The 13,088-nt window shown below is 59.5% G+C and carries 10 protein-coding genes; all 10 read left to right on the top strand.

The genetic code is table 11. The features are described 5' to 3' along the window. Positions 1 to 126: 126 nt before the first annotated feature. The 10 genes from AB4P96_RS04735 to AB4P96_RS04690 all read left to right on the top strand — a co-directional run bounded on the left by AB4P96_RS04735 (position 127) and on the right by AB4P96_RS04690 (position 13,028). A complete protein-coding gene (locus AB4P96_RS04735; RefSeq protein WP_017138065.1) occupies positions 127 to 2,964 on the top strand; it encodes an LPS-assembly protein LptD in 2,838 nt (945 codons plus the stop codon). Beyond that, positions 2,939 to 4,279: a peptidylprolyl isomerase gene (locus tag AB4P96_RS04730; protein ID WP_017138064.1), complete on the top strand. Its 1,341-nt coding sequence runs from the start codon at positions 2,939 to 2,941 to the stop codon at positions 4,277 to 4,279. Before AB4P96_RS04735 ends, AB4P96_RS04730 begins: the two co-directional genes overlap by 26 nt. Further along, positions 4,276 to 5,265 carry a 4-hydroxythreonine-4-phosphate dehydrogenase PdxA gene (gene pdxA, locus AB4P96_RS04725; RefSeq protein ID WP_017138063.1) on the top strand — a complete coding sequence of 330 codons (990 nt, stop codon included), beginning with the start codon at positions 4,276 to 4,278 and terminating at the stop codon, positions 5,263 to 5,265. Before AB4P96_RS04730 ends, pdxA begins: the two co-directional genes overlap by 4 nt. Further along, positions 5,262 to 6,074: a 16S rRNA (adenine(1518)-N(6)/adenine(1519)-N(6))-dimethyltransferase RsmA gene (gene rsmA, locus AB4P96_RS04720; RefSeq protein ID WP_056857851.1), complete on the top strand. Its 813-nt coding sequence runs from the start codon at positions 5,262 to 5,264 to the stop codon at positions 6,072 to 6,074. Before pdxA ends, rsmA begins: the two co-directional genes overlap by 4 nt. A gap of 231 nt (positions 6,075 to 6,305) precedes the next feature. Next, positions 6,306 to 6,686, top strand: coding sequence for a Co2+/Mg2+ efflux protein ApaG (gene apaG / locus AB4P96_RS04715; protein ID WP_017138061.1), 381 nt, complete (start codon positions 6,306 to 6,308; stop codon positions 6,684 to 6,686). Continuing rightward, a complete protein-coding gene (locus AB4P96_RS04710) occupies positions 6,686 to 7,534 on the top strand; it encodes a symmetrical bis(5'-nucleosyl)-tetraphosphatase (RefSeq protein WP_099550419.1) in 849 nt (282 codons plus the stop codon). Before apaG ends, AB4P96_RS04710 begins: the two co-directional genes overlap by 1 nt. 9 nt (positions 7,535 to 7,543) lie before the next feature. Beyond that, entirely contained in the window at positions 7,544 to 7,873 is a 330-nt protein-coding gene (gene glpE / locus AB4P96_RS04705; protein ID WP_017138059.1) for a thiosulfate sulfurtransferase GlpE, read from the top strand. A gap of 285 nt (positions 7,874 to 8,158) precedes the next feature. Next, complete coding sequence (locus AB4P96_RS04700) at positions 8,159 to 10,081, top strand: PrkA family serine protein kinase (protein ID WP_026013778.1); 1,923 nt, start codon at positions 8,159 to 8,161, stop codon at positions 10,079 to 10,081. 113 nt (positions 10,082 to 10,194) lie between these two features. Next, the gene (locus AB4P96_RS04695) at positions 10,195 to 11,466 is read left to right on the top strand and encodes a YeaH/YhbH family protein (RefSeq protein WP_017138057.1); all 1,272 of its coding nucleotides are present in this window, start codon (positions 10,195 to 10,197) and stop codon (positions 11,464 to 11,466) included. Further along, positions 11,463 to 13,028: a SpoVR family protein gene (locus AB4P96_RS04690; protein ID WP_017138056.1), complete on the top strand. Its 1,566-nt coding sequence runs from the start codon at positions 11,463 to 11,465 to the stop codon at positions 13,026 to 13,028. The genes AB4P96_RS04695 and AB4P96_RS04690 overlap by 4 nt, the downstream gene beginning before the upstream one ends. Positions 13,029 to 13,088: the final 60 nt, after the last annotated feature.

Raw genomic sequence — 13,088 nt, 5'->3', positions numbered from 1 at the left:
AGGGTCTCCGACGGCGCTAGCCGTCAAGCGGGTCATGCTTTATTATCACGCATCTTTTTCAGACCATCGAGAGGCGTGCGGCCCAAACCGCGGGCAGATGGCACGCAGGAAGCCCGGACTAATAAGATGGCATTGAAATCCCCCGCGTTTCGTAGAAAATTTCCGTTGCTGGTAACCGGCAGTCTGCTGGCCATGCAACCTTTCGCCACCTCATTCGTGGTCGCCGCGGAACAGTATGACTGCTCAGTCTCTGCTTCGGGTGCCTGGGATTGCGCGCCGAAGACCGCCGCAGCCCCGTTACCACCGCGCCCGGTGCACGACGGTGCAGCCGTCAGCGCCGCTGGCAGCACGGCGCAAGCCGATGCTGGCGGCACCGCTGCGGCCGAGCCGAAGACCACCCTGGTCACCGAGTCCAAGGGCCGTGGCCTGCGTTCGCGCAGTGCCGACTACAGCCACTTGGACTGGGTGCCTCGCGACAAGCTGACCGCAGCCCAACTGGCTGAGACCGGCCCGTATTGCTCCGGCGCGTACATCGAGCCGACCCGTCCTGGCATGAACGACAAGACGGACAAAAGCGATTCGCCGACCTTCATCGGTGCCAAGGTGTCTCGTTACGAGCAGGAACAGCAGGTTGCGACCCTGGCCGGTGACGTCGTCATGCGCCAGGGCAGCATGCAGATGGAGGCTCAGGAAGCCAGCCTGTACCAGGCCGAGAACCGTGGCGAGCTGAACGGCGATGTGCGTCTGCGCGACAACGGCGCCCTGATCGTCGGCGACCACGCCGAGGTCCAGCTCGATACCGGCGCGGCCCAGATCGACAATGCCGAATACGTGCTGCACAAGTCGCGCATTCGCGGTAACGCCCTGTACGCCAAGCGTGCCGAAAACGCGATCATCCGTCTCAAGGACGGTACGTACACCACCTGCGAGCCGGACAGCAACGCCTGGCAGCTCAAGGGCAACAACATCACGTTGAACCCGGCCACCGGTTTCGGTACGGCCACCAACGCGACGTTGCGGATCAAGAACATCCCGATCCTCTACACCCCGTACATCTACTTCCCGATCGACGACCGTCGTCAATCCGGCTTCCTGCCGCCAAGCTTCAGCACCGGCAGCGAAACCGGCTTCACACTGGTCACGCCGTACTACTTCAACCTGGCGCCAAACTACGACGCCACGTTGTACCCGCAATACATGACCAAGCGCGGTTTGTTGATGGAAGGCGAATTCCGCTACCTCACCAAATCCAGCGAGGGCCAGTTCGGTGGCGCGTACTTGAATGACGACAGCGACGAGCGGAAAAAGCAGACCGATTACGAAAAAACTCGGTATATGCTCAATTGGCAGCATAAGGGCGGGCTGGACTCACGCCTGTCGACCCAGGTTGACTACACCAAGATCAGCGATCCGTTCTACTACCAAGACCTGAAATCCTATCAGGAAGGTATCCAGACTCAGGACTACGTTAACCAGCAAGGCTCCGTAACCTATCGCGGTGACAGCTATCAGGCTCGCCTGAACCTGCAGGCCTACCAGTTGGCAACGATTTCACAAATCACCCCGTATAACCGGCTGCCGCAGATCACCTTCAACGGCACGCTGCCGTTCCATCCAGGCGGTGTGAACTTTACTTATGAGACTGAGGCTGTTCGGTTTGACCGGGATCTCCGGAGCGGCAACGTTCTTGATGAGAATGGCGGCCCAATTAATGCAGACGGCACTTTAGGTGAGAAACGCCTTGACGAATACGTAACCGGCTTAACCCGCGCCAACGGCACTCGCCTGAACGTCGCTCCGGCCGTCGAATACCCGATGAACTGGACCTACGGCTTCATTACACCGAAGCTCAAGTACGTATACACCAAGTACGATCTTGATCTTGATGCCAAGGGCAAGAACGACATCGTCGCGCAACAGGCGGCAGCGGCAGCAGCGGGCACTCAATACGCCGGTGGCAATTTCAAAAGTTCCCAGGACCGCGCGATTCCAATCGCCAGCATCGACAGCGGCCTGTACTTCGACCGCAATACCAACTGGTTCGGCAAAGACTATCGCCAAACCCTGGAACCGCGCGCCTATTACCTTTATGTCCCGAATAAGGACCAGAGCGATATTCCGGTATTCGACACCAGCGAATACTCGTTCAGCTATGCCTCTCTATTCCGCGACAACCGCTTCAGCGGCACCGACAGGATCGGCGACGAGAACAAACTGTCCCTGGGCTTGACCAGTCGCTGGATCGAGGAGAATGGCTTCGAACGTCAGCGCGCGTCCATCGGCCAGGCGGTGTACTTCAAGGATCGTGAAGTTCAGTTGCCGGGCATCCTGGCTGCCGACCGTGCCGACGCACAGTCTGACGTGTCGCCTGTTGCCTTGGAATACGAGTTCCGCTTCAACCGCGACTGGCGAGCCACCGCTGACTACAACTGGGACACCGAGGAGCACACCCCTCGCTCCGGCAGCGCGATGCTCCACTACCAGCCGGAAGACAACCCAAACAAAATCATCAACGTTGGCTATCGCTATCGTAACGACCAGGTGGTCTACAACCAACTGACTGGCAAATGGCAGTTTGGTGGTGACTACGGTACCGAAGGCCAACCTAACTTCATCAAGGATTACTACAAAATCCAGCAACACGACTTCTCGATGATGTGGCCGATCATTCCGCAGTGGAACCTGATCACCCGCTGGCAGTATGACTATGCCCGCAACCGTACCCTGGAAGCCTTCGGTGGTTTCGAGTACGACAACTGCTGCTGGAAACTGCGCGTCATCAACCGTTACTGGGTTTCCAACGACGAATACAGCCAGATCGCCCCGCTTAACGAAAAGGGTGACCACGGGCTCTTCTTCCAGATCGTCCTCAAAGGACTCGGCGGCCTGACCGGCGCCAAGGTAGAGAGCTTCCTCGACAAAGGCATTGAAGGTTATCGTGAACGTGAAGACCAAGCTTTCTGATTGCTTGCGCCCACTAGTGCTGGGCGCGCTGTTCCTGGGGGCCGCATCGGCACACGCTGCGGTTCAACAGCTGGACAAGGTAGTGGCCATCGTCGATAACGACGTGATCATGCAGAGCCAACTCGACCAACGGGTCAAGGAAGTTCAGCAAACCATCGCCAAGCGTGGCGGCGGCGTACCGCCTACCAGCGTGCTGGACCCACAGGTACTTGAGCGCCTGATCGTCGAAAACCTGCAACTGCAGATCGGCGAGCGCTCCGGCATCCGTATTTCGGACGAAGAACTGAACCAGGCCGTCGGCACCATCGCTCAGCGCAATAACATGAGCATTGACCAGTTCAAGGCTGCCCTGGCCCACGATGGTTTGTCTTATGAAGACGCCCGTGACCAGATCAAGCGTGAAATGATCATCAGCCGTGTGCGTCAGCGCCGTGTAGCGGAGCGCGTTCAGGTGTCTGAGCAGGAAGTGAAGAACTTCCTGGCCTCGGACCTCGGCAAGATGCAGCTCTCCGAAGAACTGCACCTGGCCAATATCCTGGTTCCAACCCCAGACAGCGCCAGCTCCGAGCAGCTCAATGCCGCTGCGGCGAAAACCCAGGCTATCTATGATCGCCTGAAAGCCGGTGCTGACTTTGCCCAGACGGCCATCGCCATGTCCGGCAGCGACAACGCCCTGGACGGCGGTGACATGGGCTGGCGTAAAGCCGCGCAATTGCCACCTCCGTTCGACCGTGAGCTGAGCGCCATGAATGTGGGTGAAATCACCCAGCCAGCGCGTACGCCAGGCGGCTTCATCATCCTCAAGTTGCTCGGCAAACGCGGCGGCGAGACCTCGCTGAAAGACGAAGTGCATGTTCGTCACATCCTGGTCAAACCAAGCGAAATCCGTACCGAGGCGCAAACCAAGGAGCTGGCCCAGAAGATCTATGACCGCATCGAAGGCGGTGAAGACTTCGCCACCCTGGCCAAGAGCTTCTCGGAAGACCCGGGTTCCGCCCTCAACGGTGGCGACCTGAACTGGATCGACCCGAAAGCGCTGGTGCCGGAGTTCCAGGACGTCATGGCCAAGACCCCGCAAGGCGTTCTGTCCAAGCCGTTCAAGACCCAATATGGCTGGCACGTCCTGGAAGTCCTTGGCCGCCGCGCCACCGACAACACCACCCAGGCCCGCGAACAACAAGCCCTGACCGTGCTGCGTAACCGCAAGTACGACGAAGAGCTGCAAACCTGGTTGCGTCAGATCCGTGACGAAGCCTACGTAGAGAACAAGCTGCCAGGCGCCGAGCAAACAGGCACCGACCAGGCAGCACAGTGAAACCCCAGCGTTTCGCGGTAACACCCGGCGAGCCGGCCGGCATTGGTCCAGACCTGTGTCTGCTGCTCGCCTCGCACCCTCAGCCACACCCCCTGATTGCCATTACCAGTCGCGACCTGCTCCTTGAGCGGGCCGCGCAGCTGGGTGTGGCTGTCACCTTGCTGGACGTGGCGCCGGGCAACTGGCCCGACCTGCCCGCCCCGGCCGGCAGCCTGTATGTGTGGGACACCCCGCTGGCAGCCAAGGTGGTTGCCGGGCGACTGAACAAGGCCAATGCCGCGTTTGTGCTGGAAACCCTGACACGCGCAGGCCAAGGCTGCATCGACGGCGACTTCGCCGGTATGATCACCGCCCCGGTGCACAAGGGCGTGATCAACGAGTCCGGCATTGCCTTTTCCGGCCATACCGAATTCCTCGCCGAACTGACCCATACCGGACAAGTGGTGATGATGCTGGCCACTCGCGGCCTTCGGGTAGCGCTGGTGACCACGCACTTGCCGTTGCGCGATATCGCCGACGCTATCACTGCCGAGCGCGTGGAGCGCGTTACACGCATCCTGCACGCCGACCTGCAACAGAAATTCGGCATTGCCCAACCACGCATCCTGGTTTGTGGGCTCAATCCGCATGCCGGTGAAGGCGGTCATTTGGGCCATGAAGAAATCGACATCATTGAACCGACATTAGAGCGTCTGCGCCAAGAAGGCATGGACCTGCGCGGCCCATTGCCTGCAGACACTCTGTTTACCCCCAAATATCTGGAGCACTGCGACGCAGTGCTGGCGATGTACCATGACCAGGGGCTGCCCGTGCTGAAGTACAAAGGCTTCGGCGCCGCAGTCAACGTGACACTGGGCCTGCCGATCATCCGCACCTCCGTCGACCATGGCACTGCCCTGGACCTGGCGGGCAGCGGCAAGATCGATACCGGCAGCCTGCACGTGGCCCTGGAAACCGCCTATCAGATGGCCGAGACCCGTATATGACTGAGCATTACCAACACCGGGCGCGCAAGCGCTTCGGGCAAAACTTCCTGCACGACGCTGGCGTGATCGACCGAATTCTGCGTTCCATCCATGCCAAGCCAGAAGACCGCTTGCTGGAAATCGGCCCGGGCCAGGGCGCATTGACCCAAGGCCTGCTCAACAGTGGCGGCCAGTTGGACGTGGTGGAGTTGGACAAGGACCTGATCCCGATCCTCAACCAGCAGTTCGCCGGTATGCCCAACTTCAACCTGCACCAGGGCGATGCGCTGAAGTTTGACTTCAACAGCCTCAACGCCGCGCCCAACAGCCTGCGGGTGGTCGGCAACCTGCCGTACAACATCTCTACGCCGCTGATTTTTCACCTGCTGAACAATGCCGGGATCATCCGCGACATGCACTTCATGCTGCAAAAAGAAGTGGTTGAGCGTTTGGCCGCAGGCCCAGGCGGTGGTGATTGGGGCCGTCTGTCGATCATGGTTCAGTACCATTGCCGCGTAGAGCACCTGTTCAACGTCGGCCCTGGCGCCTTCAACCCGCCGCCGAAGGTCGACTCGGCCATCGTGCGCCTGGTGCCGCACGCGGTGCTGCCGCATCCGGCCAAGGACCACAAGTTGCTGGAGCGCGTGGTACGCGAAGCGTTCAACCAACGCCGCAAGACCCTACGCAACACGCTCAAGGCGCTGCTGAGCAACGCCGAGATCGAAGCCGCCGGTGTCGACGGTGGCCTGCGCCCCGAGCAACTGGACCTGGCCGCATTCGTGCGCCTGGCTGATCAGCTTGCGATCCAGCCTGCGCCGACCGTGGAATAAGCTGTAACTCGATACAACTGTGGGAGCGGGCTTGCCCGCGATGGCGGTGCATCAGTGACACATTCAGTGACTGACACACTGCATTCGCGAGTAAGCCCGCCCCCACAGTTGCTCCGCGTTATACCGATAGCGCTTGCCGCCTGCCCGACACATGTCTGGCCTAGTGCCCCGCTCATGGCCTAGACTGATCCGCATCTGCTGTCCTCCGCTTTTGCTCTTAAGGCCTCTTGCATGTCCGATCCTCGCTACCAGATCGACGTCAGCGTCGTCACCCGCTTCCTCGCGGACCAATCGCAACCTGAACACGACCGTTATGCCTTCGCCTACACCATCACGGTGAAGAACAACGGGCAGGTGCCGGCCAAACTGCTGTCGCGCCACTGGGTAATTACCGATGGCGACGGCCAGGTCGAGGAAGTGCGTGGTGCCGGCGTGGTTGGCCAGCAGCCGTTGATCGACATCGGCGCCAGCCATACTTACAGCAGCGGCACGGTGATGACCTCCAAAGTCGGCACCATGCAGGGCTCGTATCAGATGAAAGCCACCGACGGAAAACTGTTCGACGCCATCATCGCGCCGTTTCGCCTCGCAGTGCCCGGAGCCCTGCACTGATGACGACGTACGCAGTCGGTGACCTGCAAGGCTGCCTGGAACCCCTCAAATGCCTGCTGGAGCGCGTAGCCTTCAACCCGGCGAGCGACCGCTTGTGGCTGGTCGGCGACCTGGTCAATCGCGGCCCCGAGTCCCTGGAGACCCTGCGCTTTCTTTATAAGATGCGCGATTCATTGGTGTGCGTGCTGGGCAACCATGACCTGCACCTGCTGGCGGCCGGCAATAACATCGAACGCCTGAAAAAAGGCGACACCCTGCGCGAGATCCTGGAAGCGCCGGACAGAACTGAATTACTGGACTGGCTGCGCCGCCAAAAGCTCATGCATTACGACGAAGGCCGCAACATGGCCTTGGTGCATGCCGGCATCCCGCCCCAATGGACGCTGAAGAAAGCCCTCAAGGGCGCCGCCGAAGTCGAAAGCGCCCTGGCCGATGACAACCTGTACACCGCCTACCTCGACGGCATGTACGGCAACGAGCCGGTCAAGTGGGACAATGACCTCACCGGCGTGGCCCGCCTGCGCGTGATCACCAACTACTTCACACGCATGCGCTTCTGCACCGCCGAAGGCAAGCTGGACCTCAAGAGCAAGGAAGGCGCCGACACTGCGCTGCCCGGTTATAAGCCATGGTTTGCCCACAAGGAACGCAAGACCCGTGACATGAAGATCATCTTCGGTCACTGGGCGGCCCTGGAAGGCAAATGCGAAGAACCTGGCGTGTTCGCCCTCGACACCGGTTGCGTGTGGGGCGGCGCCATGACCCTGATGAACATCGACACCGGCGAGCGCCTGAGCTGCCAGTGTGAACCTCCCCCTTCTGTAACACTGCCGGGCGCCAAGCCCTAGGAGCCCGCCATGAGCGAATTCAAACGTATCCCTCCCGAACAAGCCCAGGCCCTGCGCGAGCAAGGCGCCGTGGTGGTCGACATCCGCGACCAGCCGACCTATGCAGCAGGCCACATCAGCGGCGCGCAGCATCTGGACAACCACAACATCCAAGACTTCATCCGTGCCGCCGACCTCGATGCACCGGTGATCGTGGCCTGCTACCACGGCAACTCCAGCCAGAGCGCAGCGGCCTATCTGATCAGCCAGGGCTTCTCCGACGTCTATAGCCTGGACGGTGGCTTCGAGCTGTGGCGTACGACCTATCCTGCAGAAATTGCCTCCGACAATTCGCAATAATTTTTTTCACACCCCGCCACCCCGCGTGACGCTTGGGCTTGCGCCGTTTCTGACGAACGGCGCAGCCAAACTAATTGCGCATCGCGCCTTGACCTCCCGGATTCCGAACTATCCTTAAGCGCAGGCCATCCGAATCAGGGGAGAGCCGGTACACCGGCGTGCGGGTCATCGGTAGCGTTTCAGGGTGTTCTGGGGGGAAAACAGCCAGTGGCGATCGCCAATGGCTGCCAGCATCGACTGATTGATCCGGCGTCGGCTCCACGTATCGAGCGAGGTGACGACGTCATGAGTATCTTTAGCCACTTCCAACAACGCTTCGAGTCCACCCAGCAGGAAGAACTCACCCTGCAGGAGTATCTCGAGCTGTGCAAAAAGGACCGCAGCACCTACGCATCTGCCGCCGAACGCCTGCTGCTGGCGATTGGTGAGCCGGAGCTGGTAGACACCTCGAACAATTCGCGCCTGTCGCGAATATTCTCCAACAAGGTGATCCGCCGCTACCCGGCCTTTGAAGACTTCCACGGCATGGAAGAATGCATCGACCAGATCGTCTCCTACTTCCGCCACGCCGCCCAAGGCCTGGAAGAGAAGAAACAGATCCTCTACCTGCTCGGCCCGGTCGGCGGCGGTAAGTCGTCCCTGGCGGAAAAGCTCAAACAACTGATCGAGAAGGTGCCCTTCTACGCCATCAAGGGCTCGCCGGTGTTCGAGTCGCCTTTGGGGTTGTTCAACGCCACGGAAGATGGCGCGATCCTCGAAGAAGACTTCGGCATCCCACGCCGCTACCTCAATACCATCATGTCGCCGTGGGCCACCAAACGGCTGTCGGAGTTTGGCGGCGACATCAGCCAGTTCCGCGTGGTGAAACTCTACCCGTCGATCCTCAACCAGATCGGCGTGGCCAAGACCGAGCCAGGTGACGAGAACAACCAGGACATCTCGGCGCTGGTGGGCAAGGTCGATATCCGCAAACTCGAGGAATTCCCACAGAACGACGCCGACGCCTACAGCTACTCGGGCGCACTGTGCCGGGCCAACCAGGGCCTGATGGAGTTCGTGGAAATGTTCAAGGCGCCGATCAAGGTGCTGCACCCACTGCTTACCGCCACCCAGGAAGGCAACTACAACAGTACCGAAGGCCTGGGCGCGATTCCGTTCACCGGGATCCTGCTGGCTCACTCCAACGAATCGGAATGGCATACCTTCCGCAACAACAAGAACAACGAAGCCTTCATCGACCGGATCTACATCGTCAAGGTGCCGTACTGCCTGCGGGTCAGTGATGAAATCAAGATTTACGACAAGCTGCTGTTCAACAGCTCCCTGGCCAAGGCCCATTGCGCGCCTGACACCCTGAAGATGCTTGCGCAATTCACCGTGCTCTCGCGCCTCAAGGAGCCGGAAAACTCGAACATCTACTCGAAAATGCGCGTGTACGACGGCGAAAACCTCAAGGACACCGACCCCAAAGCCAAGTCGATCCAGGAATATCGCGACACGGCGGGCGTGGATGAGGGCATGAACGGCCTTTCCACCCGTTTCGCGTTCAAGATCCTCTCCAAGGTCTTTAACTTCGACCCGCACGAGATCGCCGCCAACCCGGTGCATCTGCTCTATGTGCTGGAACAGCAGATCGAACAGGAGCAATTCCAGGCCGAAACCCGCGAACGTTACCTGCGCTTCCTCAAGGAATACCTGGCGCCGCGCTACATCGAGTTCATCGGCAAGGAAATCCAGACTGCATACCTGGAGTCCTACAGCGAGTACGGCCAGAACATCTTTGACCGCTACGTGCTGTACGCCGACTTCTGGATTCAGGACCAGGAATACCGCGACCCGGAAACCGGCGAGATCCTCAACCGCGTGGCCCTCAACGAGGAACTGGAGAAGATCGAAAAACCGGCCGGCATCAGCAATCCGAAGGATTTCCGCAACGAAATCGTCAACTTCGTGCTGCGCGCCCGTGCCAACAACAACGGCAAGAACCCTACCTGGCTCAGCTACGAGAAGCTGCGGGTGGTCATCGAGAAAAAAATGTTCTCCAACACCGAGGACCTGCTGCCGGTTATCAGCTTCAACGCCAAGGCCAGCAAGGAGGACCAGCAAAAACACAACGACTTTGTTACGCGCATGGTCGAACGCGGCTACACCGACAAACAGGTACGCCTGCTTTCCGAGTGGTACCTGCGGGTGCGTAAATCACAGTAAGGCAGCGACAGGCGCGTGCTGCCGGGCTTCTGGCCCGGCAGCCGACCGCTTGTCTCTAAGCTTCCAGCTCGCGGCTTGAAGCTTGTAACGTGAAGCTGCCCGGAGGGCTCCCCATGAGCTATGTGATCGACCGACGCCTCAATGGCAAGAACAAGAGCACGGTAAACCGTCAGCGTTTCCTGCGGCGTTACCGTGACCACATCAAAAAGGCCGTTGAAGAGGCCGTCAGCCGCCGCTCCATTACTGACATGGAGCATGGCGAGCAAATCAGCATTCCCGGACGCGACATCGACGAACCGGTGCTGCACCACGGCCGGGGCGGCAAACAGACCGTCGTGCACCCCGGCAACAAGGAATTCACCACCGGCGAGCATATCCAGCGCCCCCAAGGCGGTGGTGGCGGTAAAGGCCCCGGCAAAGCCGGCAACTCCGGCGAGGGCATGGACGAGTTCGTGTTCCAGATCACCCAGGAAGAATTCCTGGAATTCATGTTTGAAGACCTGGAATTGCCCAACCTGGTCAAACGCAACCTGACCGGCACCGACACCTTCAAGACCGTGCGCGCAGGGATCAGTAACGAGGGCAACCCGTCCCGCATCAATATCATTCGCACGCTGCGCTCGGCCCATGCACGCCGTATCGCACTGTCCGGTAGCAGCCGCGCCAAACTGAAGGAGGCCAAGGAAGAACTGGCGCGCTTAAAGCGCGAAGAGCCGGATAACTTCGGTGATATCCAGCAAATAGAGGCCGAAATCGAGAAACTCAGTGCGCGCATTCACCGCGTGCCGTTCCTCGACACCTTCGACCTCAAATACAACTTGCTGGTGAAACAACCCAACCCCAGCTCCAAGGCGGTGATGTTCTGCCTGATGGACGTGTCCGGCTCCATGACCCAGGCCACCAAGGACATTGCCAAGCGCTTTTTCATCCTGCTGTACCTGTTCCTGAAGCGTAACTACGACAAGATCGACGTGGTGTTCATCCGCCATCACACCAGCGCCCGGGAAGTGGACGAAGAAGAGTTCTTCTACTCGCGGGAAACCGGCGGCACCATTGTGTCCAGCGCCTTGAAGCTGATGCAGGAGATCATGGCCGAGCGCTACCCTGCCAATGAGTGGAACATCTACGCCGCGCAAGCCTCCGACGGCGATAACTGGAACGATGACTCGCCGATCTGCCGCGATATCCTGATCAACCAGATCATGCCGTTCGTGCAGTACTACACCTACGTTGAAATTACCCCTCGTGAGCACCAGGCACTGTGGTTCGAATACGAGCGCATCGGCGAAGCCTTTGCCGATACGTTCGCCCAGCAGCAACTGGTCTCGGCCGGCGATATCTACCCGGTCTTCCGTGAACTCTTCCAGCGCAGGTTAGTGACATGACCGCCAAAAAAGAGCATAAGCGCCAACCCATTTCCACCGGCTCCGAGTGGACCTTTGAACTGATCCAGGCCTATGACCGGGAAATCAGCCGCATCGCGGCGGGTTATGCCCTGGACACCTACCCCAACCAGATCGAAGTGATCACCGCCGAGCAGATGATGGATGCCTACGCCTCGGTCGGCATGCCCTTGGGCTACCACCATTGGTCCTATGGCAAACACTTCCTCAGCACCGAGAAGTCCTACACCCGTGGGCAGATGGGCCTGGCCTACGAGATCGTGATCAACTCCGACCCGTGCATCGCCTACCTGATGGAAGAAAACACCATCTGCATGCAGGCGCTGGTGGTGGCCCACGCGTGCTACGGGCATAACAGTTTTTTCAAGGGCAACTACCTGTTCCGCACCTGGACCGATGCCAGCTCGATCATCGATTACCTGGTGTTCGCCAAGCAGTACATCATGCAATGCGAGGAACGCCATGGCATCGATGCGGTAGAGGACTTGCTCGACTCTTGCCACGCGCTGATGAACTACGGCGTCGACCGTTACAAACGCCCGTATCCGATTTCCGCCGAGGAAGAACGCCTGCGCCAGAAGGAGCGTGAGGAGCACCTGCAAAAGCAGATCAACGACCTGTGGCGCACGATTCCTAAAAAGGCCGGCAAAAACAGCGACAAGGACAATGCTCGCTTCCCCGCCGAACCTCAGGAAAACATCCTGTATTTCCTGGAAAAACACGCGCCGTTGCTGGAGCCGTGGCAGCGAGAAATCGTGCGCATTGTGCGCAAGATCGCCCAGTATTTTTATCCACAGCGCCAAACCCAGGTGATGAACGAAGGCTGGGCAACGTTCTGGCACTACACCTTGATGAATGACCTGTACGACGAAGGCCTGGTCACCGACGGTTTCATGATGGAGTTCCTCACCTCCCATACCAGCGTGGTGTTCCAGCCCGGTTTTGACAGCCCGTATTACAGCGGCATCAACCCCTACGCGCTGGGCTTTGCCATGTACCGCGACATCCGGCGCATGTGTGAACACCCCACCGAAGAAGACCGCCGCTGGTTCCCGGAAATCGCCGGCAGCGACTGGTTGTCGACCATCAAGTTCGCCATGAGCAGCTTCAAGGATGAGAGTTTCATCCTGCAGTACCTGTCACCCCAGGTGATTCGCGACCTCAAGCTGTTCAGCATTCTCGATGACGACCTCAAGGATGATCTGGTGGTGCCTGCCATCCACGATGAGCCCGGCTACCGCACCATCCGTGAAACCCTGGCAGCGCAGTACAACCTGGGCAACCGTGAGCCAAACGTGCAGATCTACAGCATTGATGTGCGCGGCGACCGTTCGCTGACCTTGCGTCACCAGCAGCACGACCGCAAACCTTTGGGCGAGTCCACCGAGGAAGTGCTCAAACACCTGCACCGGCTGTGGGGCTTCGACATTCACCTGGAAACCCTGCAGGGCGATCAGGTGATGAAAACCCACCACGTGCCGCCACGCACCGACCACAACGATAACGACTACGGCCGCCTGGACCTGGCCGTCGTACATCTCTGAAACAGCAAAGCCTCCATTGGTCCGGCTCAGGCGGTATCCTGTGCCGCTAATGGAGGCTTT

The sequence above is a fragment of the Pseudomonas sp. B19125 genome, assembly GCF_044218855.1.
Taxonomy (GTDB): domain Bacteria; phylum Pseudomonadota; class Gammaproteobacteria; order Pseudomonadales; family Pseudomonadaceae; genus Aquipseudomonas; species Aquipseudomonas edaphica.
This window is presented reverse-complemented; position numbering and strand designations above follow the sequence as displayed.

Excerpts from the sequence above, each read along its gene's own strand:
- AB4P96_RS04690 (WP_017138056.1), top strand. The coding sequence starts at position 11,463 with ATGACCGCCAAAAAAGAGCATAAGCGCCAACCCATTTCCACCGGCTCC.
- AB4P96_RS04735 (WP_017138065.1), top strand. The coding sequence starts at position 127 with ATGGCATTGAAATCCCCCGCGTTTCGTAGAAAATTTCCGTTGCTGGTA.
- glpE (WP_017138059.1), top strand. The coding sequence starts at position 7,544 with ATGAGCGAATTCAAACGTATCCCTCCCGAACAAGCCCAGGCCCTGCGC.
- AB4P96_RS04695 (WP_017138057.1), top strand. The coding sequence starts at position 10,195 with ATGAGCTATGTGATCGACCGACGCCTCAATGGCAAGAACAAGAGCACG.
- AB4P96_RS04710 (WP_099550419.1), top strand. The coding sequence starts at position 6,686 with ATGACGACGTACGCAGTCGGTGACCTGCAAGGCTGCCTGGAACCCCTC.
- apaG (WP_017138061.1), top strand. The coding sequence starts at position 6,306 with ATGTCCGATCCTCGCTACCAGATCGACGTCAGCGTCGTCACCCGCTTC.
- AB4P96_RS04700 (WP_026013778.1), top strand. The coding sequence starts at position 8,159 with ATGAGTATCTTTAGCCACTTCCAACAACGCTTCGAGTCCACCCAGCAG.
- rsmA (WP_056857851.1), top strand. The coding sequence starts at position 5,262 with ATGACTGAGCATTACCAACACCGGGCGCGCAAGCGCTTCGGGCAAAAC.